Here is a 24,868-nt window from a genome sequence, read left to right as displayed (position 1 = left end):
GACAAAATGACGTCCGGGAGGATCGGCATCCGACAGTGGGCGCAAGAATTCTTCGAACGCGATCCATTTTTGTGAAACGCTTTGCAGAATGCCTGCAATTGACCCTACCCTGCGTACGTGTCATTGCGCGGCCATTCAAAATCGCGAGGAGCACGGAGTACTGGCATGTCAGACCGCGTCGACAGGAATGGGCTCAAGGTGGCCGCGGAACTGGCGCGCTTCGTCGAGGATGAGGCACTTTCCGGTACCGAGGTTGACGCGAACCAGTTCTGGAGCGGGCTCTCCGCCCTGATCCATGATCTGTCCCCACGCAATCGTGCGCTTCTCGCAAAGCGCGATGCCCTGCAGGCCAAGCTCGACGCCTGGCATGAGGAGAACGGCGCGCCCGCCGATCTTTCCGCCTACCGCTCATTCCTCGCGGAGATCGGCTATCTCGTTCCCGAGGGACCCGATTTCGAGATCTCCACCCAGAACGTCGATCCCGAGATCGCCGAGATCGCCGGGCCGCAGCTCGTCGTCCCGGTCTCCAATGCCCGCTATGCGCTGAACGCTGCGAATGCGCGCTGGGGATCCCTCTACGACGCGCTCTACGGCACCGATGCCATTCCGGAGACTGAGGCGGGCGAGCGCGAAGGCGGCTACAATCCCGGGCGCGGCGCCAAGGTCATCGCCTGGGCCAGGAAGTTCCTCGATGCGGCCGTGCCGATCGAGGGCGCGAGTTGGAGCGATGTCGGCAGTGTGTCGGTGAAAGATGGTGCCCTGGTTCTCCACCGTGCCCATACGATTGGCGACGGCGAGGAAACACTCCAGACGCTTTCGCTTTCGAACGGATCACAATTCGCGGGCTATATTGGGCAGCCTGACGCGCCGAGAAAAATCCTGCTACGCAACCATGGCCTCGGCATCGAAATCCTGTTCGACCGCGCGTCGGTGATCGGCAAGACCGATCCCGCCGGCATTTCGGACGTCAGGATCGAGGCGGCGATCACGACCATCATGGACTGCGAGGACTCTGTCGCGGCGGTCGACGCCGAGGACAAGGTGCTGGTCTACCGCAACTGGCTGGGCCTGATGAAAGGCGACCTCACCGAGGAGGTCTCGAAGGGCGGCCGTACTTTTACTCGGAAACTCACCCCCGACCTCGACTACACCGCGCCGGACGGCTCAAGCGTCTCGGTGACGGCGCGCTCGCTGATGCTGGTGCGCAATGTCGGCCACCTGATGACCACGCCCGCGGTCCTGGATCGGGATGGGAACGAAGTGCCTGAGGGCCTGCTGGATGCGGCGGTCACGGTTCTCTGCGGCCTGCAAGACGTCGGCCCGAACGGCCGCCGCGCCAATTCGCGGACCGGATCGATCTATGTCGTGAAGCCCAAGATGCACGGGCCCGAGGAGGTCGCCTTCGCCGTCGAGATTTTTTCACGCGTGGAGGAGATGCTCGGTCTGGCGCCCAACACGATCAAGATGGGGATCATGGATGAGGAGCGGCGAACCACCGTCAACCTCAAGGAGTGCGTCCGCGCCGCCAGGGAGCGCGTGGTCTTCATCAACACAGGCTTCCTTGACCGCACCGGCGACGAGATCCGCACCTCGATGGAAGCCGGCCCAATGATCCGCAAGGGCGACATGAAGCAGTCGGCCTGGATCGGGGCCTACGAGAACCAGAACGTCGACATTGGCCTCGAATGCGGCTTCTCCGGCCGTGCGCAGATCGGCAAGGGCATGTGGGCCATGCCCGACAAGATGGCCGAAATGCTGGAGCAGAAGATCGCGCACCCCAAGGCCGGCGCGAACACCGCCTGGGTGCCGTCTCCGACCGCCGCGACGCTGCATGCCACGCACTACCACAAGGTCGACGTGAAGGCCGTCCAGCAGCAGCTCAAGTCAAGACCGCGGGCGAAACTGGACGACATCCTTTCGATCCCGGTGGCCACCCGTCCCAACTGGACGCCGGAGGAGATCCAGCGCGAGCTCGACAACAATGCCCAGGGAATCCTCGGCTATGTCGTGCGCTGGATCGACCAGGGGGTCGGCTGCTCCAAGGTGCCTGACATCCACGATGTCGGCCTGATGGAAGACCGCGCTACGCTGCGCATCTCCTCGCAGCACATTGCCAACTGGCTGCATCATGGCGTCTGCACCGAGCAGCAGGTGATGGAGACGATGAAGCGCATGGCCGCCGTGGTCGACCGCCAGAACGCCGGCGATCCGCTCTACGAGCCGATGGCGCCGAACTACGACGACTCGGTCGCCTTCCTGGCGGCTTGCGATCTGGTCTTCAGGGGCCGTGCCCAGCCGAACGGCTACACGGAGCCGGTGCTACATGCCCGTCGGCTGGAGGAGAAGGCGAAACAGCGCGCCGCCGGTTGAGGGGAGTGACGACGGCGGTGTACAGGTGGGCGAAGCGGCCGCATCGTACTCGGAATATTCGTGTCACCTTCGCAGACCTCAACCCCCACCCCTAACCTCTCCCCTCAAGGGGGAGGGGGACTATCGCGCATTGGCCGCGTGCACGACGCTCTGCGACTGGCGGTAGGGGCGAAGGCGACCAAGTCCCCCTCCCTCTTGAGGGGTGGGGGTACTGACGAGTACGGCCTACCTACGGAAACAGAACGCGCCCAAAGACTACGGCGCCTGCCATGATCCTCCTCGCTATCGACTGTTCGGCCGAACTCTGCGCCGCGTGCGTCTACGACAGCGGGCGCAAAGAGGAACTCGGCCGCTCCGTGCTCGTTCTCGGTAAGGGGCATGCCGAGCATCTGATCGGCGTGATCGACGCGGCGCTCTCGGCGGCCGGGAAGGCGTACGCAGACCTCGACGCGATTGCCGTCTCGATTGGCCCCGGCTCCTTCACCGGTATCCGTGTTGCAGTCGCGGCGGCCCGCGGCTTCTCGCTGGCGCTCGGCATGCCGGCGATCGGCGTCAGCGTGCTGGAAGCCTTGGCGGCGCAAGCGAGGGCGACCAAGGGCGCGGGGAGCGTGCTTGCGACGAGGGGCTTTGGGCCTGATGATGCGGCTGCGACCGTGCAGGCCGCGCTTTACGATGAACTCGGAGGCGAGGCGTATCCTCCCTCCGTCTTGGGACTGGGGGAGGCCGTGGAGTTGGCGACCAATGCCGGGGCTGCGCTTGCGGGAACGGGAGCGACGCGGATCGCGGCTGCATCTGGCGGAAGCCTGCCTGTAGTTCTGGATGCGAGCGCGGCGGACATCCTGTTCTATGCGCAGGTCGCCGCCGGCAAGGGCTCAATCGGCCAAAAACCCAGCCCGCTCTATCTGCGCGAGCCTGACGCGAAGCCGCAAGCCGGCTTCATCCTGCCCCGCCGGGAGGGGTGATGCGTATTCCCTTCCTCCCCTTGCGGCAGCGCGAGTTCTATCTGCTGCCGCTCGATGCGCGCGACCTGCCGTCAATGGCCGAGATCCATCAGGAGGACTTTTCGCGGCCGTGGAGCGAAGAGGAATTCGCCACCTTGCTCGGGCAGGACGGCGTGTTCGGCTTTTCCGCCCGCGAAGTCGGGCACGGCGACAAGCCGCCGGTCGGCTTTGTGCTTACGCGATTGGCGGCGGACGAGGCCGAAATCCTTACCATCGCCGTCGACCGGGCTCATAGAAGGCTCGGTGTCGGTTGGCAACTGATGGATGCGGTGCTGCGCGACCTGCATGCTCGCCGGACGGCAGCGCTCTTCCTGGAGGTCGACGAGACCAACGCGCCCGCCATCGCTCTCTACCGCAGGCTAGGCTTCATCCAGGTGGGCCGCCGTCCCAACTACTACGCGAACTCCGAAGGACCCGCGGGCGCGCTTGTCATGCGCCGCGACCTCGGCTAGGCCGCGACGGGGCCGGGAAAGTCTCGATGATCGGAAGGGCAAGGGTGGTTGTGGCAGTCATGGTCGTCGCCTTGATGACCGCGCTGTTCGCCCTGCCGCAATTGATATGCGTGCATACGGGATGGTGCAGGGGCAGGCCTCTGCTGCGGCTCTGGCACACCGTCGCGGCGAAGTTGCTGGGCTTTCGCATTCACGTTCGCGGCAAGATAGTGCCCGGACGGCCGCTGATGCTGGTCTCCAACCACGTATCCTGGTCCGATATCGTGGTGCTCGCCGCCACTGCGGACGTATCCTTCGTGGCAAAGGCCGAGATGGCGAACTGGCCGATCTTCGGCTGGTTCTCGAAGATGCAGCGCTCCGTACACATCGAGCGGGACGTCAAGCGCAAGTCCGGCGAGCAGGCGAACGAGATCGCTGAGCGGCTCGATGCCGGCGACGTCATGGTGCTGTTTGCCGAAGGCACGACGGGCAACGGCAACATGCTGCTGCCGTTCAAGACGACGCTGTTTGGCGCGGCATCGATGATGCTCAAGGCCGGCGCGCACGAGACGGTCTGGATCCAGCCGGTGGCGCTCGCCTATACGCGCGTCCAGGGCCTGCCGATGGGCCGGCAGCACCGGCCGGTGGTCGCCTGGGTGGGCGACCAGGACCTAATCCCGCATCTCATCGGCGTGCTCAAGGAGGGCGCGATCGACGTGGAGGTGCATTTCGGCGAGCCGATCCCCTTCGATGCGAAGAGCAGCCGCAAGGACGTCGCGAAACTGATCGAAGCGAGGGTCGGAGCCATGATGCACGGCGCCCTCTCGAAGCCCGAGCCCAGGATGTGAATTCGACCTGCTCTATGCCGGCAGCGCGACAGTTCCTTGATCGCCGAAGTAATTTTCTCGACACAGGAGGTCGCAGCCCCAATCGAGCTACCCTATCTACGCGGCTTGCGATCAGGCACCGCGGCGACTGCGCACTGTCCTTTATTCGCGAAAGAGTCTAGAAGCCGGACGATGGAGCATCTCGAAATAGACAGCATGTCCCAAGCGTTTTCGGAGGGTGATGCAAGCGCGACCCCGTCGCGGAAAGTCTTCGTCAAGACCTATGGCTGCCAGATGAACGTCTACGACTCCCAGCGCATGACCGATGCGCTGGCGGCGGATGGATATGTGGCGACCGAGGCGATGGAAGAGGCCGACCTCGTCCTTCTCAACACCTGCCACATCCGCGAGAAGGCGGCGGAGAAGGTCTATTCGGAGCTCGGCCGTATCCGCGAGATCAAGCGCGAGCGCGAACGTACCGGCGCGGAGATGCTGATCGGGGTGACCGGTTGCGTCGCCCAGGCCGAGGGTCGCGAGATCATCCGTCGCGCGCCCGTGGTCGACCTCGTCATCGGCCCGCAGACCTATCACCGCCTTCCCGACGCGCTGCGCAAGGCCCGGGTTGGCGAGAAGACGGTCGACACCGACTATGCCGTCGAGGACAAGTTCGAGCACCTGCCGCAGCCGAAGAGCGCCGAGATCGCGCGCCGTGGGGTGACCGCCTTCCTCTCCGTCCAGGAGGGCTGCGACAAGTTCTGCACCTTCTGCGTCGTGCCCTATACCCGCGGCGCCGAAGTGTCCCGGCCGGTTTCGCAGATACTGGCGGAGGCCGAGCGGCTTGTGGCGGCGGGCATGCGCGAGATCACGCTGCTTGGCCAGAACGTCAATGCCTGGCGAGCGGAAGGCCCGGACGGCAAGGATTGGGGGCTCGGCCGGCTGCTGTTCCGGCTTGCGGATATCCCAGGCCTGGCGCGGCTGCGCTACACGACCAGCCATCCCCGCGATATGGACGACGAACTGATCGCTGCCCACCGCGATCTTTGCTCGCTGATGCCTTATCTTCATCTGCCCGTGCAGGCAGGGTCCGATCGCATCCTGAAGGCCATGAACCGGCGTCACAAGGCGGCCGACTATCTCGCTCTGATCGAGCGGATCCGGACCGCCCGTCCGGATATCGCCATGTCGGGCGATTTCATCGTCGGCTTCCCCGGCGAGACGGACGAGGATTTCGAGGCCACGCTGAACATCGTCAGGGAGGTCGGCTACGCCCAGGCTTTTTCCTTCAAGTACTCGCCGCGCCCAGGTACGCCCGGCGCCGAGATGAAGGACCATGTGCCCGAAACGCTGAAGGACGAGCGCTTGCAGCGCCTGCAGGCCCTGCTTGCCGAGCAGCAGCACGCATTCACGCAGAGCCGCGTCGGCATGCGCTTCGACGTGCTGATCGACAAGCCGGGCCGCCGTGCCGGGCAGAAGGCGGGCCGCTCGCCCTGGCTGCAGCCGGTGATCATCGACGAACGCGCCGGCGAGATCGGCGACATCATTCCGGTGCGCATCACGCGCACCGAGGCCTCCACCCTTTTTGCCGAAACCCTCTGAAGAGGAGAGACGTTTGGTCGCCAAAGCCGATCTGAAGCAGGCGCCCGCCGGGGCGTCGGACATGGCGCACATCGTCCTGACGTTCGACAACAACAAGCTGGCGAGCGCGCTCTACGGTCAGTTCGACGAGAATCTGGCGCGCCTGGAGCAGAAGCTCGGCGTCGATATCCGCTCGAAGGGCAATCAGGTTTCGATCCAGGGCGATGCCGCAGCCGCCGAGCAGGCACGCCGAGCGCTGGATCAGCTCTACGCCATCCTTCAGCAGGGCGCGCACATCGCCCAGTCGGATGTCGACGGAGCGATCCGCATGGCCACCGCGCCGGAAGACCAGCTGACGCTGCCCACGCTGGAGCGCAAGGGCAGGGTGGCGGCCGCCCAGATCGCGACCCGCAAGCGGACGATCTACGCACGGTCGCTCAACCAGGACGCATATATGCGGGCGCTGGAGCGGGCCGAGCTCGTCTTCGGTATCGGCCCGGCCGGCACCGGCAAGACCTATCTCGCCGTGGCTCATGCCGCGATGCTGCTCGAGCGCGGCATGGTGGAGCGCATCATCCTGTCGCGCCCGGCAGTCGAGGCCGGCGAGCGCCTCGGCTTCCTGCCCGGCGACATGAAGGAGAAGGTCGATCCGTACCTCAGGCCCCTCTACGACGCGCTCTATGATATGATGCCGGCCGACAAGGTCGAGCGCGCCCTGACCGCGGGGGTGATCGAGATCGCGCCGCTCGCCTTCATGCGCGGCCGCACGTTGGCGCATTCTGCGGTGATCCTCGACGAGGCGCAGAACACCACTCCGATGCAGATGAAGATGTTCCTGACCCGGTTGGGCGAGAACTCGCGCATGATCGTGACCGGCGACCCGACGCAGATCGATCTGCCCCCGCAGACCAAGTCCGGCCTCGTCGAGGCGCTTCGCGTCCTGGACGGGATTCCGGGCGCGGTGATCGTTCGTTTCGGCGACAGCGACGTGGTTCGTCATCCGCTGGTCGCCGAGATCGTGCGGGCCTATGATCGTGATGCGAAGCTGTCGCGCGGAATGGGCGTCGACGAGGACTGACACGCCGAATGGCCTCCCACGAAAGCAATAGGCAGGTCGACCCCGTCGACGTCGAGATCGACCTTGCGGTCGAGGCGGGCGACTGGCCGCCCAGGTCGGCTCTCGACGCCTTGGCCGCGTGCGCTGTGGAAGCGACGCTCGAAGAGGTCGGCGCGCGCGCCGGCCATACCGTCGAGCTCAGCCTGGTGTTCACCAGCGACGAGCACATCCGCACGCTGAACGCCGAGTGGCGCGGCAAGGACAAGCCCACCAACGTGCTCTCCTTTCCCGCCTTTCCGGTGACGCCGGGTGCGAGCCTTCCACCGATGCTGGGCGATATCGTGCTTGCGGCGGAGACGGTGCTAAGCGAAGCTGAACTGGAAGGAAAGCCGCTTGACCACCATATTAGCCACCTCATCGTGCATGGATTGCTGCACCTCATGGGCCATGACCATGAGGAGAATGAGCAAGCAGAGCTGATGGAAGGTCTGGAGCGCCGGATTCTGGCGAGGCTTGCCATTCCGGACCCCTACGCGTAACAACAGAGGGTCGAACGACCGAAGACGAGATGAACGAGACACCCGATACTGCCGCGAACACCGATGGGGGTGGCGTCAGGCAGATGCCGGACCAGGGCGACGAAGAACCCAGTCCGAGTACCGGCGCGACGGCTGCGGCCGAGCGCCCTTCCTTCATAGAATGGCTGTCGACGCTGTTCCGGCACAGGAACGGCAACACGCTCCGCGAGGACCTGAGCGAGGCGCTGGCTGAGGCCGGGACCGGCGACCAGGAGTCCTTCTCGCCTGCCGAGCGCGCCATGCTCCACAACATCCTGCGGCTGCGCGAGGTCCGCGTCGAGGATGTGATGGTGCCGCGCGCGGACATCGAAGGCATCGAGATCGGCACGACCCTCGGCGACCTGTTGGCCATCTTCGAGCAGTCCGGACACTCGCGTATGCCGGTCTATGCCGAGACGCTCGACGACCCGCGCGGCATGGTGCATTTCCGCGACGTGCTCGCACACATCACCCGCGCCGCGCGCGTGAAAAACGGGCGCGGATCGCGGAAGTCCACGAACGGAACGGGCGCAGCCGTAGCGGCCGCGCCGCTCGATCTCGCCAACGTCGATCTTACCAAGACCCTCGGCGAACTGAACCTCATCCGCACGGTGCTCTTCGTCCCGCCTTCCATGCTCGCCTCGGATCTGATGGCGCGCATGCAGGCTTCGCGGACGCAGATGGCGCTCGTGATCGACGAGTATGGCGGTACCGACGGCCTGGCCTCGCTCGAGGACATCGTCGAGATGGTGGTGGGCGACATCGAGGACGAGCATGACGAGTCGGTGCCGCTGATCACGCAGGCCGGCGACGGCGTCTACGTCGTCGACGCGAAGGCCGAGATCGATGAAGTGGCCAAGCTCATCGGCGATGCCTTCTCTCCCGGCGAGCACGGGGAGTATGTCGATACGATCGGCGGCCTGATCTTCAATGCGCTGGGCCGCGTGCCGGCGCGTGGCGAGGTGGTACATGCGGTGCCCGGCTTCGAGTTCCACGTGCTCGATGCCGACCCGCGCCGCGTCAAGCGCGTGCGAATCGTCGAGATGAAGAACGAGCGCCGCCGCCGGGCGGCGAAGGAACAGGCCGAGCACGGGGAGCCCGGGGTTCCCGGGGGCATGACGCGATAGCGTGGGGGCGCTCCTAGGCTTACGCTGCCCCTCACTGTCCTGCCAGACACCTCTCCCCGCACGCGAGGAGAGAGATGACGGCCGCTAGGGTTCCCCAGTCTTAGATGATTGGCGAAGGCTGGGCCGCTTCGGCCTTCTCCCCGTACACGGGGAGAAGATGCCGGCAGGCGGATGAGGGGCTGCGTTCCAGCCGCTGCGACGGCGTTTCATTCGCCCTTTTCTCGCGCTATGGTCGCTGCATGACCTCCTCCCCCCTCACGCCCGAAGAGCTCGAGCGCTATGCGCGCCATATCGTCCTGCCCGAGGTCGGCGGGCCGGGGCAGCAGAAACTGAAGCGCGCGCGGGTGCTGGTGGTCGGAGCCGGCGGGCTCGGTGCGCCCGTGCTGCAATACCTGGCCGCGGCCGGGGTTGGAACACTCGGGATCATTGATGACGACACTGTCTCGCTGTCCAACCTGCAGCGCCAGGTGATCCACGACACGGCTTCAGTCGGCGACGCCAAGATCGACAGTGCCGCGCGTACGATCGCCCGGATCAATCCCGGCGTGAAGGTGGAACTCCATCGGTTCCGCATTACCGGCGAGAATGCCCGAGAGTTGGTGCGCGGCTACGACATCGTCGTCGACGGTCTGGACAATTTCGAAACGCGCTATGTGATCGCGGACGCTTGCGAGGCCGAGGAAAGGCCGCTGGTGCACGCCGCGGTCGGGCGATTCGACGGCTCCGTGACGGTGCTGAAGCCCTTCGAGACCGACGCACAGGGCCGGCAGAATCCGTCCTATCGCGACCTGTTCCCGGAGCCGCCTCCGCCGGGAATGGTGCCGTCGTGCGCCGAGGCGGGCGTGCTGGGCGCGCTTACCGGCGTGATCGGGACGCTCGAGGCCATGGAGGTGCTCAAGCTGATCACCGGGATCGGCGAGCCGCTGGTCGGTCGCCTGCTTCTCTACGACGGTCTCGGCGCCCGCTTCGACACGGTGAAATACGGGCGCACTTGAATGAGGTCCGTGGGTGAGGAACTGACGATCGGCCGCGCGGCGCATCCCGGCTTCGATCACTCGACGTCGATCACCATGCGGAAGGTTTTGGCGTGACGCTTGTCCTGTCAGAGCAGGAGCGCCGGATCGCCGCGGGCAGCGATGGTGCGGCCATGGCGATGCGTATTGTCGCCGAGAGCGCGCATCTGCTTGGCGCGCCGCGTCTCATTCCCATCGCCTCCGCGCATATCGACGGCGCGCTCTATCACGGGGACTCGGGCACGCTGTTCGCGGAGAAACTGGTGGAGGGCGGGGCGCAAGTGGCAGTTCGCTCCACCCTCAATGTCGGCGCCCTCGACCTGGCCGGCTGCGCGCGCGTGCGTTTACCCGAGCCGCAGCGCGGCATGGCCAGGCGCATGATGGACGCCTACCGGAAGCTTGGATGCGAGCCGAGTTGGACCTGTGCACCCTATCAGGCCGGCCATCGACCGGCGCGCGGCACGGACGTCGCGTGGGGCGAGTCCAACGCCGTCGTCTTCTGCAATTCGGTGCTTGGTGCGCGGACCAACCGCTACGGCGATTTTCTGGACATCGCCTGCGCGATTTCCGGCCGCGCACCCGATTGCGGGCTGCATCGTCCCGAGAACCGGCGCGCGGCGGTGGTCTTCGATGTCAGCCAGCTTCCCCCCGCCTTCCTTTCATCCGAAGTCGCCTGGCCAGTGCTGGGCAGTCTCTTCGGCCGCGAACTGGGCGACGCGATCGGCGTGGTGGTCGGGGTGCAGGAGCATCCCGGCGAGGATGCGCTGAAGGCGTTCGGGGCAGCAGCCGGTTCGACCGGAGCGGTCGGCCTGTTCCACGTCGCCGGCGTCACGCCGGAGGCGCGCGATGCGTCCGAAGCGCTCGGCCGCGAAGGGCCGGCGAAGAGGATCGTGGTCACGCCGGAAATGGCGAGTGATGCCAAGGCGCGGCTTGCGACGGCCGCGGGCGCCGACCGCATCGACGCGGTGGCGGTCGGCAGCCCGCACCTCTCGGTTCATGAGATGCAGCAGCTTGAGGCGCTCGTCGCCGGGCGGCGGCTGGCCGTTCCGCTCTACGCCTGCACCGGCCGTCATGTGCTCGCCGCCTTCGACGGCGGACGCCGCAAAGCGCTCGAAGCCGCCGGGGTCGTCATCGTCGCCGATACCTGCGTGGTGGTGACGCCGATCATGCCGGAACTGGAAGCCGGCGTGCTAATGACCAATTCGGGAAAGTTCGCGCAATATGCGCCCGGCAACACCGGCTACGCCGTTGTGTATGGGTCGATGGCCGAATGCGTGGAAAGCGCGGTGCGCGGCCGCCCCGTGTTTGCGAGCGTGCAATGAGCGAGGCAGGCCAGAAGGACATGAACGAGCAGGCTGGGGACTCTTCGGAAGGGGAGTCTTTAGAAGCCGAGGTCCTCGTCGCCGGAGAGCCCGGTGAGGGCGAGGCGCTGGTGCTGTCTGCCCCGATCAGCTTCTGGGGTGGCGTCGATCCGATAAGCGGAACCGTCGCCGACTTGCGCCATCCTGAGTGCGGCCAGACCATTGCCGGAAAAGTGCTGTTCCTGCCGGGCACGATCGGCTCGTCCTCGGCCTCCGCCGTGCTCCTCGAACTTGTCCGCAACGGCCGCGCCCCGGCGGCGATCGTCATGCACGAGCCCGACGCCATCCTGCTGCTCGGCCTGATCGTGGCGAAGGAGATGGACTGGCCGGCGCCGATTGCGGTGCGGCTCGGCAGGGGCTGCTTCGGCCGCTTCCAAGGGGCTCGCGTGGCGGTCAGTGTTGCCGGTGGGATTTCAATAACAGGCCAATCGCGCCCTACGCCTTCGTTATCCTAGGGCGAAGCAGCCGCCAAGCGGCGTCGCGGAGACCCTACAGGCCTCCGAGGTCTGGTCGAGATGGCGATGCTGAGATCGCTCCAGCCCTGTTTCGTCGGATCATTTCATGACTGTTACGGCATGGATCCTAGGGTCTGCGGGCTCGCTTCGCTTGCCCTTCGTCCTAGGATGACAAAGCGAGAGGCATCGCAAAGCCCCTCACACCCTGTTCGGCAGCACCCGGTTAGGCGGACGGTGGCCGTCGATGAAGGCGCGGATGTTGATGATCACCTTTTCGCCCATGTCGATCCGGCCCTCGATGGTAGCTGAGCCCATGTGCGGCAAGATGACCACCTTCCCCCTTGCGGCCAGCTTGACGAGCTTCGGGTTGACGGTCGGCTCGTGCTCGAAGACGTCGAGCCCCGCGCCAGCGATCTTGCCTTCCTGGATGAGCTTGACCAATGCCTCCTCGTCTATCAGGTCGCCGCGGGCGGTGTTGACGATGTAGCTGGTGGGCTGCATCAGCGCGAGCCGACGGGCGGACAGGAGGTGGAAGGTCGCCGGCGTCGAGGGGCAGTTGACCGAGATGATGTCCATGCGGGCGAGCATCTGGTCGAGGCTTTCCCAATAGGTCGCCTCCAATTCGTCCTCGACGCTCTGCAGCACCCGATGGCGATTGTGGTAGTGGATGGAAAGCCCGAAGGCTTTCGCCCGCCTCGCCACGGCGGTGCCGATCCGGCCCATGCCGACGATGCCGAGACGTTTTCCGGTGACGCGGCGCCCCAGCATCCACGTCGGCGACCATCCGGCCCACTTGCTCGGATGCTCGAGGATGTTGGCGCCTTCCGTCAGGCGTCGCGGAACCGCCAGCATCAGCGCCATGGTCATGTCGGCGGTGTCTTCGGTGAGCACGCCCGGCGTGTTGGTGACGGTGATTCCCTTCTTCGCCGCCGCGTCGATGTCGATATTGTCGACGCCGTTCCCGAAATTGGCGATCAGCTTGAAGTTGGGTCCGGCCTGCGCGATCAGCGCCGAATCGATCCGATCGGTGACGGTCGGAACGAGCACGTCCGCCTCCTGGAGGGCGGCCACCATCTCGGCCTGCGTCATCGGCCGGTCGTCGACATTCAGCCGCGCGTCGAAAAGTTCGCGCATGCGCGTTTCGACCTGGTCAGGAAGCTTGCGGGTAATCACCACCAAAGGCTTCTTCCTGCCCACCATTCCTGTCCTCAATCCCGGATCCTGTTGAGACCTCTTTAACCAAGGCAGGCGAAACTTCGCTTCGGCCTTGGGTAGCGCCCGCCTGTGTAACAAGCGCCCGGGCCGAAGACAAAGAAAAAGGGTCGCCCGAGATTCGGGCATTGGGCAGCACACGGAGAGATGAAGGTGCTCGGATTGGCGTCGTTTCGCGCGGCCGCCGCGCTGATGGTTCTGGCTCTGGTCCCTGCGGCAGGAATCGATCCGGCTGCGGCCCAGGGGGCGAGCGGACAGGGCGCCTCGACCCGCGGCAGCGGGCTGCCGCTACCGCGATTCGTCAGCCTGAAGTCGGGGCGGGTGAATTCCCGGATCGGCCCCGGCGTGAACTATCCTGTGGATTGGATGTACATGAAGGCCGGCCTGCCCATGGAGATCATCCAGGAGTACGACAACTGGCGCCGCGTGCGCGATCCCGACGGTTCGGAGGGTTGGATCAATCAGTCGCTGCTCTCGGGCAAGCGTACCGCGATTGCCGCACCTTGGCAGCGCGGCAAGTCGGCGACCATCGATCTCCTGGCCGAACCCCGCGAGGGCGGACGCAAGGTGGCGGCCCTTGAGCCCGGCGTGATCGGCACGATCAAGCAGTGCACCGGCGAATGGTGTCAGATGACCTTCGGCGGGCATGCCGGCTGGCTCAAGCAGACGCTGGTGTGGGGTGCCTATCCCGGCGAGACGATCAAGGATTGATGCGCCCATCTCTCCCCCTCAGGGGAGAAGAGGGTCGTGCCCACGCTTTCCGTCAATCCCGGCCGATCCGGCCGAGATGCGTGTCCCTGAAGGAGGTGGTTAGCTTCAGGCCATAGCCGACGGCGCGATCGAACGCGACGTGGAAGGCCCAGATGATGGCGACGTGCACGGCCGGATCGCTCGCGCCGAACCACCCCAGGGCGAGCAGGACCAAGGGCCCTATCAGGCTATGAAAGAGGTTGTATGCCAGTGCGCCGATGCGCGGCCCGGCGAGGTAGCCCAGCATCGACAGGTCGGGCGCGAGCACCAGCAGCGCGAAGAGCAGCCATGAGCCGTCGGTCGCCGCGTAAGTAAGCACCAGCCCTGCGGCGAGAAGAGCCCACTCCAGCTTCAGGGTCAGGCGGAGGGAGGTCGGAAGCGAGCCGTTCAGCGAAGTTCTCCGAGGTGCATCGTTTGCGCGTGCCGCTGTTCGCCTTCGAGGGGGAGAGGTCCGGCAGGGCAGACGGGGCGGCGATCAGGCGACTACGCCTTCACGGAAAACTCGTTCGGCCGCGGGATTGGGTGTGGATATCGGTAAGGGTCGGGGCCACTCAACAGCCCGGCTTGCGGCGCAGGCGTACCACCACGTCGACGTTGACGATCTCCATGCCGTCGGGCGGTTCCGGCAGCCCGCTCACCTGAAGCTGTGCCGACTGGATGTCGAACACCGTGTTCTCGCCTTCGACGAAGAAATGATGATGGTCCGAGGTGTTGGTGTCGAAGTAAGTCTTCGATCCCTCCACCGCCAAGCTGCGCAGCAGCCCCACTTCGGTGAACTGGTGAAGCGTGTTGTAGACCGTGGCCAGCGAAACGGGTACGTCGGCGGCGAGCGCCTCCTCGTGCAGCATCTCGGCGGAGAGATGGCGGTCACCTTTTGCGAACAGCAGTTCGGCCAGCGCAACGCGCTGCCGTGTCGGGCGCAGGCCTGCCCGCCGCACACGCTCATCGATGCTGATCTTGCCACCCAGCGACTTCATCTTCCCATCTCGGAATGGGCGCACAGGCGATGAAACCGCCTCTCGGAGCGCAATTCCCTTGCAGTTCATATATTCCGTTGTTCTAACCTGATCAATAGCGGCACATTGACCGGACTTGGCAGGCGCGTTAATCGCTTACGCCAAAATCCCGGCGGCGCTCTCTCTCGGAGCTTGCCGGTACGCACGAGCAGCGCGGCGGCGTCCATCTTGAATTCGGGGCAGGAACGAATGGCAGAGGCCAAATCGAGCTACGACTACGGCGAACTGCTCGCCTGCGCACGCGGCGAACTATTCGGGCCCGGCAACGCCCAGTTGCCTTATCCGCCGATGCTCATGTTTAACCGCATCACCGAGATCAGCGATTCGGGCGGAGAGTTCGACAAGGGGTTCGTTCGCGCGGAGCTCGATATCAGCCGCGACCTCTGGTTCTTCCCCTGCCATTTCATCGGCGATCCGGTGATGCCGGGCTGCCTGGGGCTCGATGCGCTCTGGCAACTGTCGGGCTTCTTCCTCGGATGGCTGGGAGAGCCCGGCAAGGGCCGCGCCCTTTCCACCGGCGAGGTGAAATTCACCGGGATGGTCACCCCGGCCAACAAGAAGGTCGAGTATGGGGTCGACTTCAAGCGTGTGATGCGTGGGCGTCTGGTCCTCGGCATAGGCGACGGTTGGCTAAAGGCCGACGGCGAAACCATTTACAAGGCCACCGATCTACGGGTCGGCCTCTTCAAACAGCAGCCGGCGTGACGATCGGCCGACCGCAAAGGAGTTGCAGATGAGACGTGTCGTCGTGACAGGCCTCGGGATCGTGTCGTCGATCGGCAACAATGCCAGCGAGGTCCAGGCCTCGCTGCGTGACGCGAAGTCCGGCATCAGCTTTTCGGAGTCATTCGCCGAGCACGGCTTTCGCTGTCAGGTCTGGGGAGCCCCGACGCTGGACCCGACCGAACTGGTCGACCGCCGTGCCATGCGCTTCCTGTCGAAGGGCGGAGCCTGGAACCATGTCGCCATGGAGCAGGCGATTGCAGATGCCGGCCTCGAACAGGGCGACGTCACCAACGAGCGCACCGGCATCATCATGGGCTCGGGCGGTCCCTCCACCCGGACCATTGTGGAAGCGGCCGAAACCACGCTCAAGAACAACAGCCCGAAGCGGATCGGGCCGTTCGCCGTGCCGAAGGCCATGTCCTCCACGGCATCCGCGACCCTTGCCACCTGGTTCAAGATCCATGGCGTGAACTATTCGATCTCCTCGGCTTGCTCCACTTCGGCCCACTGCATCGGCAATGCCTACGAACTGATCCAGTGGGGCAAGCAGGACATGATCTTCGCCGGGGGGCACGAAGACCTCGACTGGACCATGTCGAACCTGTTCGACGCTATGGGCGCCATGTCCTCGAAGTTCAACGACCGGGCTCCAGTCGCCTCGCGGGCCTATGACGTCAACCGCGACGGCTTTGTCATCGCTGGCGGCGCCGGCGTTCTGGTTCTTGAAGAACTGGAGCACGCTAGGGCGCGCGGTGCTAAGATCTATGCCGAGATCGTCGGCTACGGCGCGACCTCGGACGGCTTCGACATGGTGGCGCCGTCGGGAGAGGGCGCGGTGCGCTGCATGCGCCAGGCGCTGTCGACCGTGAACGGGTCGGTCGACTACATCAACACGCACGGGACCTCGACGCCGGTCGGCGATTCCCGCGAGATGGCGGCAATCCGCGAGGTGTTCGGCGACAAGATGCCGAACATCGCCTCGACCAAGTCGCTGACCGGGCATTCGCTGGGCGCCGCCGGCGTCCAGGAGTCGATCTACTCGATCCTGATGATGCAGGGCGGCTTCATCGGCGAGAGCGCCCATATCGAGGAACTCGATCCGGAGTTCGAGGGAATGCCGATCGTGCGCAAGCGCATCGACAACGCCAAGTTCGACGTCGCGCTCTCCAACTCCTTCGGTTTCGGCGGCACCAACGCCACGCTGGTCTTCCAGCGCTACGCTGCGTAAGGGCAGGGCACGATGGAAGGCTTGATGAAGGGCAAGCGCGGTCTCGTCATGGGGGTCGCCAATGATCATTCGATCGCTTGGGGTATCGCTCAGAAGCTGGCCGAGCACGGTGCCGAACTCGCGTTCACCTATCAGGGCGAGGCGTTCGGCAGGCGCGTGCGGCCGCTGGCTAACAAGGTCGGCGCCTCGCTCGTGCTCTCCTGCGACGTCGAGGACAGCGCGTCGGTGAGCGGCGTGTTCGAAACGCTGAAGAGCGAATGGGGCAAGCTCGACTTCATCGTTCATGCCATCGGCTTTTCGGACAAGAACGAGCTAAAGGGCCTCTACGCCGATACGTCGCGCGAGAACTTCATCCGCACGATGGTCATCTCCTGCTATTCATTCACCGAGGTGGCCCGCAATGCGGCCGCCCTCATGAGCGATGGCGGCTCCATGATCACGCTCACCTATGCCGGCTCGGTGCGGATCATGCCGAACTACAACGTGATGGGCGTGGCCAAGGCCGGGCTTGAGGCAAGCGTGCGCTATCTCGCCAACGACTACGGACCGCGCGGCATAAGGGTGAACGCCATTTCGGCCGGACCCGTGCGTACGCTGGCGGGCGCGGGCATAGCCGATGCGCGGCATATGTTCGCCTACCAGCAGCGCAATTCGCCGCTGCGGCGGACTGTCAGCCTCGACGAGGTCGGCGGCTCGGCGCTCTACCTGCTCTCGGACCTTTCGTCCGGCGTCACCGGCGAGATCCACTACGTCGATTCCGGCTATCATATCGTCTCGATGCCAACTCTGGATGAACTGAAGCGCACCGAGCCGAACGGCGAGTGATTCACGCGCTAGCGGTTGGGATCCGGTCGTTCGTCGCTTTGGATAAAATGTGAACTAACCCCGGAAAGTCATTTTAAGGAGATATGCGCTAGGGTCCCCCTAATCGGGAACATTGCGCATGACGGCTGCCGTCAATCCAAACCGCAGTTCGACCTTCAGGCTGATAACCATCGCCGCCTCGGGGCTATGCAGCTTCGTGATTGGCCTATGGGGTCTGCAGTTCGGATTTGGCGACAGGATGGGCGGGATGCCGACAGAGCTTGTCGCAGCCATCTTCGCAGGACTGTGCTCGCTCGCCTCTGCCGGCAGCGCGCTGTCCTTCTTCGCAGGCGTCGACGAGTCGGCCGACTATGTCTACAAAGAAACCTCTTTCGACAAGCTGACCGGACTGTTCGCGCGGACCGCCATGGTGGGCAAGATCGCCGAAGCCGCGTCCTCCGCTGCCCGGATCGGAGAGCCTGCCTATCTCATCGACATCGACATTGATCGGTTCAAGCAGATCAACGACGCCATCGGCTACAGCAACGGAGACGAACTGATCCGTGCCTTCGCCGCAAGGCTAAAGGAGCATGTGCCAGAGGGCGCGGTGATTGGCCGTCTCGGAGCCGGAGAGCTTGGCGTGCTTCTGCCCGATCGTCTGGCCGGCGACCGACTCCACACCATGCTTGACCGGATGATCGAGCAGATGATGGAGCCGTACCAACTGAAGACGCATCTCCAATCGGTCAACATCGCGGTCGGTGTTGTCGCGATCCCGAAGGACGGCATCGATCCGGTGCTGATCCTGCGGCGCTCCAACCTCGCGCTCCAGAACGCACGCGCCCGCGGCATCGGCGAATGGGCCGTGTTCGAGAAGGAAATGGGTCGCGTGGCGGACTACCGCCAGTGGGTGGAATCCGAGTTGCACACAGCCTTCCAGCGCGGCGACTTCCACCTCTACTATCAGCCGCAGATCGACCTCTCAAATGGGCGGGTCGTCGGCTACGAGGCGCTGATCCGGTGGAAGCATCCGGAGCGCGGCATGATCGCGCCGATGGAATTCATCCCGATCGCCGAGGAGACCGGCATGATCGTGCCGATCGGCGAATGGGTGCTACGGCAGGCCTGCCAGGACGCGGAGCACCTGCCCGAGGACTGCTTCGTTGCGGTCAACATCTCGCCGGTCCAGTTCATGGCCCGGGATTTCCTCGAGATCGTCGCCGATGCGCTGCAGACCTCCGGGATCAAGCCGTCGCGGCTCGAACTCGAGGTGACGGAAACCGCCATGATGCAGGACCGCGACTACGCAGCGGCAATCCTGACGCGGCTCGGCGAGATGGGCATATCGGTTGCCGTCGACGATTTCGGCACCGGCTATTCCAATCTGAGCTACCTGATCGACTTCCCCTTCCACAAGCTGAAGATCGATCGATCCTTTGTGAGCCGCATTGACACCGATTCCAACTCGGGCGCGGTGGTGTCGACCATCGTCGGCCTCTCCCGCGCGCTGGGCGTCAAGACCATCGCCGAAGGCGTCGAGACCGAGAACCAGGCCACGATCCTGCGCGCCGCCGGCTGCCAGGAGGTGCAGGGCTATCTGTTCGGGCGGCCCCAGCCGCTGAAAGCGGCCCAGATACGCGACAAAGCGGAGCGGCTGGTCGCCTGAAAAAAGGTCGTCTCAGCGCCGGGCCAGAAGCACCTTGAAACGGCCGTTTCCGCCGATCTCGCTGAATTCGGAAAAGCGTTCGGCTAGAACGCGCTCGTAGGGAAGCTGCCGGTTGGCAACCATCATGAGCCGCCCGCCGGTTTTCAGCGCCTTTGCAGCGGCTTCGATCATCCTCTGGCCGAGGTCCGGCTCGGCCCGCCGGCCGGTGTGGAAGGGCGGGTTCATCACGATCGAATCGTAGCGTGCCGTCACCTGCTCGGCGGCGAGATCATGCCAGAAGAAACGGATCGGCACTAGCGTGACATCCGAGAGGTTGATCTTCGCCGCTTCGAGGGAGGCGAAATCAGCCTCATAGAGGTCGATGGACCGCGCTTCCGGGCAATTCAGGGCGACCTCGTAGGCGAGATAGCCCCAGCCAGCGCAAAAATCGGCGACATGGCCGGAGATGCCGCCGGGAAGCCGTTCGGTAAGCAGCCGCGAGCCCTCGTCCAGGCGATCGTGGGAGAACATGCCCGGAGCGGTTACGAAGCGCCCTGCGATCGGTTCGACCACGATGCGAGAGCGGAGAGCCTCGATTACCGCTTCCGCATTCGCCGGACGGCGCAGCCAGAAGACAACGCCGTGATATTTCGGCAGATAGCCTTCCAGCGGGATCAGCACGTTCATCCGCTTGCGCAGGCTTGCGATCCCGTCGTCCTTCAAGCCGGCGACTACGATCAGGCTGTCCGGCCGGGTGCGCTCCAGCGCCTCCGCGATCCGCAACTCGTTCTCTTCCCGGTGGCGGCCGGCCATCACGAGGGCGGTCTCATAGTCCTGCCCGAGGGGGAGGGGCTCGACCGTGAAGCCTGCCTGCTGAAGCGCCAGGAACTCGGGACGAAAACCCTGGATCGCGACGATGTTCGTGGAGAAGCCCTCAGGCAGCCTTATCCCCGGTCGCGCGCCGAGAAACAGGATGGGCTGGCCGTCCGCTGGGGGAGGCAGGATATCGTCCTCGAAGGGGTGGAAGAGAGTTTTTAGCGCGTTTTCCATGAATTCATTCGCGGCCGACATGCCTCGTCACTCTGTGGTGCGTCCTTCGAGGCTCGCGAAGCGAGCCTCGAAGGACGCACCAACAAAAACGGGCGCGGCCCCGTGAGCCGCGCCCGCTTTACCATTCGCCCGACAGAAATCAGGCGGCGCTTTCCTCGCCTTCCGGCTTCTTCTCGCGCGGAAGCTCCTTGCCGGTCTTCTGGTCGACGACCTTCATGGAGAGGCGGACCTTGCCGCGCTCGTCAAAGCCCATCAGCTTGACCCAGACCTTGTCGCCTTCCTTGACTACGTCGGTGGTCTTCTGGACGCGCTCCGACGCAAGCTGCGAGATGTGCACCAGGCCGTCGCGCGGGCCGAAGAAGTTCACGAAGGCGCCGAAATCGGCGGTCTTCACGACCGTGCCTTCGTAGATCTCGCCCACTTCCGGCTCGGCCACGATGGTGTGGATCCACTTCCGTGCCGCCTCGATCTCCTTGGCGTTGGAAGAGGCGATCTTGACCGTGCCGTCGTCCTCGATGTTGATCTTGGCGCCGGTCTTCTCGACGATCTCGCGGATCACCTTGCCGCCGGAGCCGATCACTTCGCGGATCTTGTCGGTCGGGATCTGCATGACCTCGATGCGGGGCGCGAACTCGCCGAGCTGGCCGCGGCTCTCGGAAAGGGCCTTCGCCATCTCGCCGAGGATGTGCTCGCGGCCGCCCTTGGCCTGGTCGAGCGCCACTTTCATGATCTCCTCGGTGATGCCGGCGATCTTGATGTCCATCTGCAGCGAGGTGACGCCGCCCTCGGTGCCGGCCACCTTGAAGTCCATGTCGCCGAGGTGGTCCTCGTCGCCCAGGATGTCGGAGAGCACGGCGAAGCGCTCACCTTCCTTGATCAAGCCCATGGCAATGCCGGCCACCGGCTTGGCAAGGGGAACGCCGGCGTCCATCAGGGCCAGCGACGTGCCGCAGACCGTCGCCATGGACGACGAGCCGTTGGACTCGGTGATCTCGGAGACGACGCGGACCGTGTAGGGGAACTGCTCCTGGGATGGTAGCATTGGGCGGATCGCCCGCCAGGCGAGCTTGCCGTGGCCGATCTCGCGGCGTCCCGGCGACCCCATGCGGCCCGTCTCGCCCACCGAGTAGGGCGGGAAGTTGTAGTGCAGCATGAAGGTTTCCTTGTACATGCCGGTGAGCGAGTCGACATACTGCTCGTCCTCGCCGGTGCCCAAGGTTGCCACCACCACCGCCTGCGTCTCGCCGCGGGTGAACAGCGCCGAGCCGTGCGTGCGCGGCAGGAGACCGACTTCCGACACGATCTGGCGGACCGTCTTGAGGTCGCGCCCGTCGATGCGGTGGCCTGTGTCCAGAATGTTCCAGCGCACGATCTTGGCCTGGAGTTCCTTGAACACGGTCGCGACCTGCTCCGCGGTCCAGCGGGTCTGCTCGGTACCCTCCGGCAGCAGCGCGGCCTTCACCTTGGCCTTGGCAGCGTCGACGGCGGCATAGCGCTCCTGCTTGTTGGTGAGCTTGTAGGCCCCGCGCAGATCCTGCTCGACGATGCCGAGCATCTCCTTCTCGAGTTCCGAGAGATCGGTGGGGGCGAACTCGCGCGGGTCCTTGGCGGCCGCTTCGGCGAGTTGGATGATCGCATCGATCACCGGCTGGAAGCCGCGATGGCCGAACATGACGGCGCCGAGCATCACGTCCTCGGGCAGTTCCTGCGCCTCGGACTCCACCATCAGCACTGCGTCGCCCGTTCCGGCGACGACGAGATCGAGCTTCGACTCCGGCATTTCGTCGGTGTGCGGGTTGAGCTTGTACTCGCCGCCGATGTAGCCGACGCGGGCGCCGCCGATCGGGCCCATGAACGGCACGCCCGAAAGCGTCAGCGCCGCAGAGGCGGCGACCATCGATACGATGTCTGGATTGTTCTCCAGGTCGTGCTGCATGACGGTCACGATGACCTGGGTATCGTTCTTGTAGCCGTCGGCGAAGAGCGGACGGATCGGGCGGTCGATGAGGCGCGACACCAGCGTCTCGTTCTCGGAAGGACGACCTTCACGCTTGAAGTAGCCGCCGGGGATCTTGCCGGCCGCGTAGGTCTTTTCCTGGTAGTTGACGGTGAGCGGGAAGAAGTCCTGGCCGGGTTTCGGCTCCTTGGCGGAGACGACGGTAGCGAGCACGACGGTCTCGCCGTAGGTGGCGAGTACGGCGCCGTCGGCCTGGCGCGCGATCTTGCCGGTCTCGAGCTTGAGCGGACGGCCGGCCCAATCGATTTCCACTTTATGATAGTTGAACATGTCTTGTCTCTTGTTGTGCCGGGAGGCGCCGCGCCAGTGGCGGCGACGCCGGTCCCAATTGGCTTCGTTGCGGACGAGCCACGGGCAAGACAGCGGGAGGTCCGGTTTCCCTGGCGCGACTGGAGCGCCTCCGGGCATCCTGCAATCCTGCCCCATGACCGGTCCATGAGGCGGTTCCGACCCTCCCTCGGGATCGGACCGTGAACGGAACCCCGTTCGCGGCTCAATGCCTCTGTTGGGTTCCGGCGGGCAACGCAAGCGATGCCCAATGTGCGACCGGCGGGCCATGAAGACCCGCCGGTCAATTCGTCAGCGGCGCAGACCGAGTCTCTCGATCAGCGTGGCGTAGCGCGCCTCGTCCTTGCCCTTCAGGTAGTCGAGCAGGCGGCGGCGCTGGGAAACCAGGGCGAGCAGGCCGCGGCGGGAGTGATTATCCTTCACATGGCCCTTGAAGTGCTCGGTCAGGTTCTTGATGCGCTCCGACAGGATGGCGACCTGCACCTCCGGCGAGCCGGTATCGCCCGCCTTGGTTGCGTATTCCGCCATCAGTTCTTTCTTGCGATCAGCAGTGATCGACATCGTGTCTTCCTTGTCGGTTTGAGGAAACGGGACGCCCACAGCCAGGATGTCGTCCAGCAGGGGCCGGTTCTATATCGCTCTTTCGGTTGCGATGCGGCGCATATAGTGCAACTCAGGCGCAAAAGCCATAGGCTTGTTGCCTACGGGAAAGCGCGCCGAATCACGACCATGTGCGCGCTTGCGCTCAGCCTGCGAACACCCGCTTCGGCTTGAACATGCCGGCTTCGATCGCGCCGATCGCGACGAGCTTGCCGCGTGCAGTGGCGCAGGCTTCATCAGCCTGCAAGGGAGCGTCGCGCCCGCGCAGGATCACCGCATTGCCGAGTCTCAGTTTTGCGGCCGTATCGTCGGTGACGGCGACCTGCGGCAGGGACTCCAGCCCCGCGCCGGTGTCGAGGATGAGCGCGTCGAGCGCCACGAAACGATCCGCGTCGGGCCCGAGTGGACGGCCTTCCTCGGGCTGTTCACGCTTCGGCGCGGCTTGCTCTAGTTGCTCGAGCGTGACGAAATCGTCTGCCGTGAACGGAAAGACCTCGGTGCGCCGCAAGTCCGCGACATAGCCGAAGCAACCGAGATCGCGGCCGAGATCGCGGGCCAGCGAGCGCACATAGGTGCCCTTGCCGCACTCGACTTCGAAGACCGTCTTGCCGTCCGCCGTGGTCTCCACGATGTCGAACCGGCCGATCTCGATCTCGCGCGCCGGGATCTCCAGCGTGCCACCTTCGCGCGCGACGTCATAGGCCCGCTCGCCGGCGATCTTGATCGCCGAGAACTGCGGCGGGACCTGCATGATCACGCCGGTATAATTGGGCAGCAGCGCACGGATCTCGTCCTCGGTCGGACGCTTGTCCGAAGTCCGCGTCACCGGGCCCTCAAGGTCGTCGGTGGTGCGCTCCTCGCCCCAGGCAACGGTGAAACGATAGACCTTTGCTCCGTCCTGGACGTAGGGCACTGTCTTGGTGGCCTCGCCCAACGCGATCGGCAGCATGCCCGACGCGAGCGGGTCGAGCGTGCCGGCATGACCGGCCTTGTCGGCGTGGAACAGCCATTTGATCTTGGAGACGGCTTCTGTCGAGCCCATGCCGACGGGCTTGTCGAGGATCACCCAGCCGGAGACTGGCCGGCCTTTCTTCTTGCGCTGACGGGCCATTATTCCCTCCCACTTGCGGGGAGGGTCCGGTCAAAGGCCGGGGGAGGGGTCGTCGCGGCCGCGCGCGGCGCAAGTCTAGCGCCCCACACTCCGGTTCGGTCCCCCTCTGGCTGCTTCGCAGCCATCTCCCCCTCAAGGGGGGAGAGAACGTAGGCGTATTTCATTCCTCTTCCTTGTCCAGGTCCCGCGCGACCTCCGGCGACTTCAGAAGCCGGTCGATCCTGGCGAAATTGTCGTAGCTGGTGTCCAGCCGGAAACGGAATTCCGGCATGTATTTCATCTGCCGCAGCGCCGGCGACATGCGGCCACGAATAAAGCGGGCATGACGGTTGAGCGCTTCGATCACGGCTGCGTCGTCGGCCGCGCCGAGCGGCGCGACGAAGGCAGTGGCGATCTTGAGGTCGGGCGACATGCGCACCTCCGAGATCGAGATCACGGTGGACTCGATCACGTCGTCGCGCACCTCGCCGCGCTGCAGAAGCTCGGAAAGGGCGTGGCGCACCTGCTCGCCGACGCGAAGCATGCGCTGGGATGGGCCGGAACTGGTTGATTTGGACATCACAATGATCCTTGCGGCGCGGGATTGAACCGCGCCGCAGTGAAAGCCGAGGGAAAGGGCCGGTCTAGCCGGCCATCTAGAGGAGCCT

The 24,868-nt window shown here is 65.0% G+C and carries 24 protein-coding genes; 16 read left to right on the top strand and 8 right to left on the bottom strand.

Translation table 11 applies throughout. From position 1 onward, the window contains the following. Positions 1-165: 165 nt before the first annotated feature. The 11 genes from HUI96_RS21255 (at position 166) to HUI96_RS21205 (ending at position 11,774) form a co-directional block, all read left to right on the top strand. Complete coding sequence (locus HUI96_RS21255) at positions 166-2,370, top strand: malate synthase G (RefSeq protein WP_188256696.1); 2,205 nt, start codon at positions 166-168, stop codon at positions 2,368-2,370. Positions 2,371-2,639: 269 nt separating this feature from the next. Continuing rightward, complete coding sequence (gene tsaB, locus HUI96_RS21250) at positions 2,640-3,332, top strand: tRNA (adenosine(37)-N6)-threonylcarbamoyltransferase complex dimerization subunit type 1 TsaB (RefSeq protein ID WP_188256695.1); 693 nt, start codon at positions 2,640-2,642, stop codon at positions 3,330-3,332. Continuing rightward, positions 3,332-3,823 (top strand): ribosomal protein S18-alanine N-acetyltransferase, encoded by a 492-nt coding sequence (gene rimI, locus HUI96_RS21245; RefSeq protein ID WP_188256694.1) that lies wholly within the window; start codon positions 3,332-3,334, stop codon positions 3,821-3,823. The genes tsaB and rimI overlap by 1 nt, the downstream gene beginning before the upstream one ends. Before the next feature lie 26 nt (positions 3,824-3,849). Beyond that, a complete protein-coding gene (locus HUI96_RS21240) occupies positions 3,850-4,650 on the top strand; it encodes a lysophospholipid acyltransferase family protein (RefSeq protein WP_188256693.1) in 801 nt (266 codons plus the stop codon). 195 nt (positions 4,651-4,845) lie between these two features. Next, positions 4,846-6,225 (top strand): tRNA (N6-isopentenyl adenosine(37)-C2)-methylthiotransferase MiaB, encoded by a 1,380-nt coding sequence (gene miaB, locus HUI96_RS21235; RefSeq protein WP_237684278.1) that lies wholly within the window; start codon positions 4,846-4,848, stop codon positions 6,223-6,225. 61 nt (positions 6,226-6,286) lie between these two features. Further along, positions 6,287-7,282, top strand: a complete 996-nt coding sequence (locus tag HUI96_RS21230) for a PhoH family protein (RefSeq protein ID WP_188256812.1) — start codon at positions 6,287-6,289, stop codon at positions 7,280-7,282. A gap of 8 nt (positions 7,283-7,290) precedes the next feature. Next, a complete protein-coding gene (gene ybeY, locus HUI96_RS21225) occupies positions 7,291-7,800 on the top strand; it encodes an rRNA maturation RNase YbeY (RefSeq protein ID WP_188256691.1) in 510 nt (169 codons plus the stop codon). Positions 7,801-7,829: 29 nt separating this feature from the next. Continuing rightward, complete coding sequence (locus tag HUI96_RS21220) at positions 7,830-8,945, top strand: hemolysin family protein (RefSeq protein ID WP_188256690.1); 1,116 nt, start codon at positions 7,830-7,832, stop codon at positions 8,943-8,945. A gap of 239 nt (positions 8,946-9,184) precedes the next feature. Then, entirely contained in the window at positions 9,185-9,940 is a 756-nt protein-coding gene (locus tag HUI96_RS21215; protein ID WP_188256689.1) for a molybdopterin-synthase adenylyltransferase MoeB, read from the top strand. A 92-nt stretch (positions 9,941-10,032) separates the two neighbouring features. Continuing rightward, positions 10,033-11,280 carry an aconitase X gene (locus HUI96_RS21210; protein ID WP_188256688.1) on the top strand — a complete coding sequence of 416 codons (1,248 nt, stop codon included), beginning with the start codon at positions 10,033-10,035 and terminating at the stop codon, positions 11,278-11,280. A 20-nt stretch (positions 11,281-11,300) separates the two neighbouring features. Continuing rightward, positions 11,301-11,774 (top strand): aconitase X swivel domain-containing protein, encoded by a 474-nt coding sequence (locus HUI96_RS21205; RefSeq protein WP_188256811.1) that lies wholly within the window; start codon positions 11,301-11,303, stop codon positions 11,772-11,774. 198 nt (positions 11,775-11,972) lie between these two features. On the opposite strand, the gene HUI96_RS21200 is transcribed toward HUI96_RS21205, so the two are convergent. After that, positions 11,973-12,974 carry a 2-hydroxyacid dehydrogenase gene (locus HUI96_RS21200; protein WP_188256687.1) on the bottom strand — a complete coding sequence of 334 codons (1,002 nt, stop codon included), beginning with the start codon at positions 12,972-12,974 and terminating at the stop codon, positions 11,973-11,975. A 204-nt stretch (positions 12,975-13,178) separates the two neighbouring features. Here HUI96_RS21200 and HUI96_RS21195 point away from each other — a divergent pair, with 204 nt between their 5' ends. After that, on the top strand, positions 13,179-13,697 hold the full coding sequence (locus HUI96_RS21195; protein WP_425299265.1) for an SH3 domain-containing protein: 519 nt from the start codon (positions 13,179-13,181) through the stop codon (positions 13,695-13,697). Positions 13,698-13,749: 52 nt separating this feature from the next. Here HUI96_RS21195 and HUI96_RS21190 read toward each other — a convergent pair whose 3' ends face one another. Next, complete coding sequence (locus tag HUI96_RS21190) at positions 13,750-14,085, bottom strand: DUF4260 domain-containing protein (RefSeq protein WP_337918554.1); 336 nt, start codon at positions 14,083-14,085, stop codon at positions 13,750-13,752. A gap of 202 nt (positions 14,086-14,287) precedes the next feature. Beyond that, on the bottom strand, positions 14,288-14,713 hold the full coding sequence (irrA, locus tag HUI96_RS21185; protein ID WP_188256685.1) for an iron response transcriptional regulator IrrA: 426 nt from the start codon (positions 14,711-14,713) through the stop codon (positions 14,288-14,290). A gap of 228 nt (positions 14,714-14,941) precedes the next feature. Here irrA and fabA point away from each other — a divergent pair, with 228 nt between their 5' ends. The 4 genes from fabA (at position 14,942) to HUI96_RS21165 (ending at position 19,176) form a co-directional block, all read left to right on the top strand. Further along, a complete protein-coding gene (gene fabA, locus HUI96_RS21180) occupies positions 14,942-15,457 on the top strand; it encodes a 3-hydroxyacyl-[acyl-carrier-protein] dehydratase FabA (RefSeq protein ID WP_188256684.1) in 516 nt (171 codons plus the stop codon). A gap of 28 nt (positions 15,458-15,485) precedes the next feature. Beyond that, positions 15,486-16,706: a beta-ketoacyl-ACP synthase I gene (gene fabB, locus HUI96_RS21175; protein WP_188256683.1), complete on the top strand. Its 1,221-nt coding sequence runs from the start codon at positions 15,486-15,488 to the stop codon at positions 16,704-16,706. A gap of 12 nt (positions 16,707-16,718) precedes the next feature. Further along, positions 16,719-17,531, top strand: coding sequence for an enoyl-ACP reductase FabI (gene fabI, locus HUI96_RS21170; protein ID WP_188256682.1), 813 nt, complete (start codon positions 16,719-16,721; stop codon positions 17,529-17,531). Between the two features lie 118 nt (positions 17,532-17,649). Further along, entirely contained in the window at positions 17,650-19,176 is a 1,527-nt protein-coding gene (locus tag HUI96_RS21165; protein WP_188256681.1) for a putative bifunctional diguanylate cyclase/phosphodiesterase, read from the top strand. Between the two features lie 12 nt (positions 19,177-19,188). Here HUI96_RS21165 and HUI96_RS21160 read toward each other — a convergent pair whose 3' ends face one another. From HUI96_RS21160 to rbfA, 5 genes are all read right to left on the bottom strand, one after another. Next, the gene (locus HUI96_RS21160) at positions 19,189-20,226 is read right to left on the bottom strand and encodes a class I SAM-dependent methyltransferase (RefSeq protein ID WP_237684277.1); all 1,038 of its coding nucleotides are present in this window, start codon (positions 20,224-20,226) and stop codon (positions 19,189-19,191) included. Positions 20,227-20,344: 118 nt separating this feature from the next. Next, positions 20,345-22,492 (bottom strand): polyribonucleotide nucleotidyltransferase, encoded by a 2,148-nt coding sequence (gene pnp / locus HUI96_RS21155; RefSeq protein WP_188256680.1) that lies wholly within the window; start codon positions 22,490-22,492, stop codon positions 20,345-20,347. 309 nt (positions 22,493-22,801) lie between these two features. Then, positions 22,802-23,071, bottom strand: coding sequence for a 30S ribosomal protein S15 (rpsO, locus tag HUI96_RS21150; RefSeq protein ID WP_188256679.1), 270 nt, complete (start codon positions 23,069-23,071; stop codon positions 22,802-22,804). A gap of 184 nt (positions 23,072-23,255) precedes the next feature. Further along, positions 23,256-24,221 carry a tRNA pseudouridine(55) synthase TruB gene (gene truB, locus HUI96_RS21145; protein WP_188256678.1) on the bottom strand — a complete coding sequence of 322 codons (966 nt, stop codon included), beginning with the start codon at positions 24,219-24,221 and terminating at the stop codon, positions 23,256-23,258. Positions 24,222-24,381: 160 nt separating this feature from the next. Continuing rightward, positions 24,382-24,780 (bottom strand): 30S ribosome-binding factor RbfA, encoded by a 399-nt coding sequence (rbfA, locus tag HUI96_RS21140; protein ID WP_188256677.1) that lies wholly within the window; start codon positions 24,778-24,780, stop codon positions 24,382-24,384. Positions 24,781-24,868 lie beyond the last annotated feature (88 nt).

This window comes from Pseudaminobacter soli (ex Zhang et al. 2022), from assembly GCF_014595955.1.
GTDB lineage: Bacteria > Pseudomonadota > Alphaproteobacteria > Rhizobiales > Rhizobiaceae > Kumtagia > Kumtagia pseudosoli.
The sequence above is the reverse complement of the archived record's forward strand: the minus strand, read 5'-3'. Positions and strand labels throughout refer to the sequence as shown.

Coding starts and splice junctions, on each gene's coding strand:
- HUI96_RS21255 (WP_188256696.1), top strand. CDS start 166: ATGTCAGACCGCGTCGACAGGAATGGGCTCAAGGTGGCCGCGGAACTG.
- tsaB (WP_188256695.1), top strand. CDS start 2,640: ATGATCCTCCTCGCTATCGACTGTTCGGCCGAACTCTGCGCCGCGTGC.
- rimI (WP_188256694.1), top strand. CDS start 3,332: ATGCGTATTCCCTTCCTCCCCTTGCGGCAGCGCGAGTTCTATCTGCTG.
- HUI96_RS21240 (WP_188256693.1), top strand. CDS start 3,850: ATGATCGGAAGGGCAAGGGTGGTTGTGGCAGTCATGGTCGTCGCCTTG.
- miaB (WP_237684278.1), top strand. CDS start 4,846: ATGTCCCAAGCGTTTTCGGAGGGTGATGCAAGCGCGACCCCGTCGCGG.
- HUI96_RS21230 (WP_188256812.1), top strand. CDS start 6,287: ATGGCGCACATCGTCCTGACGTTCGACAACAACAAGCTGGCGAGCGCG.
- ybeY (WP_188256691.1), top strand. CDS start 7,291: ATGGCCTCCCACGAAAGCAATAGGCAGGTCGACCCCGTCGACGTCGAG.
- HUI96_RS21220 (WP_188256690.1), top strand. CDS start 7,830: ATGAACGAGACACCCGATACTGCCGCGAACACCGATGGGGGTGGCGTC.
- HUI96_RS21215 (WP_188256689.1), top strand. CDS start 9,185: ATGACCTCCTCCCCCCTCACGCCCGAAGAGCTCGAGCGCTATGCGCGC.
- HUI96_RS21205 (WP_188256811.1), top strand. CDS start 11,301: ATGAACGAGCAGGCTGGGGACTCTTCGGAAGGGGAGTCTTTAGAAGCC.
- HUI96_RS21200 (WP_188256687.1), bottom strand. CDS start 12,974: ATGGTGGGCAGGAAGAAGCCTTTGGTGGTGATTACCCGCAAGCTTCCT.
- HUI96_RS21195 (WP_425299265.1), top strand. CDS start 13,179: ATGGTTCTGGCTCTGGTCCCTGCGGCAGGAATCGATCCGGCTGCGGCC.
- irrA (WP_188256685.1), bottom strand. CDS start 14,713: ATGAAGTCGCTGGGTGGCAAGATCAGCATCGATGAGCGTGTGCGGCGG.
- fabA (WP_188256684.1), top strand. CDS start 14,942: ATGGCAGAGGCCAAATCGAGCTACGACTACGGCGAACTGCTCGCCTGC.
- fabB (WP_188256683.1), top strand. CDS start 15,486: ATGAGACGTGTCGTCGTGACAGGCCTCGGGATCGTGTCGTCGATCGGC.
- fabI (WP_188256682.1), top strand. CDS start 16,719: ATGGAAGGCTTGATGAAGGGCAAGCGCGGTCTCGTCATGGGGGTCGCC.
- HUI96_RS21165 (WP_188256681.1), top strand. CDS start 17,650: ATGACGGCTGCCGTCAATCCAAACCGCAGTTCGACCTTCAGGCTGATA.
- HUI96_RS21160 (WP_237684277.1), bottom strand. CDS start 20,226: ATGTCGGCCGCGAATGAATTCATGGAAAACGCGCTAAAAACTCTCTTC.
- pnp (WP_188256680.1), bottom strand. CDS start 22,492: ATGTTCAACTATCATAAAGTGGAAATCGATTGGGCCGGCCGTCCGCTC.
- rpsO (WP_188256679.1), bottom strand. CDS start 23,071: ATGTCGATCACTGCTGATCGCAAGAAAGAACTGATGGCGGAATACGCA.
- truB (WP_188256678.1), bottom strand. CDS start 24,221: ATGGCCCGTCAGCGCAAGAAGAAAGGCCGGCCAGTCTCCGGCTGGGTG.
- rbfA (WP_188256677.1), bottom strand. CDS start 24,780: ATGTCCAAATCAACCAGTTCCGGCCCATCCCAGCGCATGCTTCGCGTC.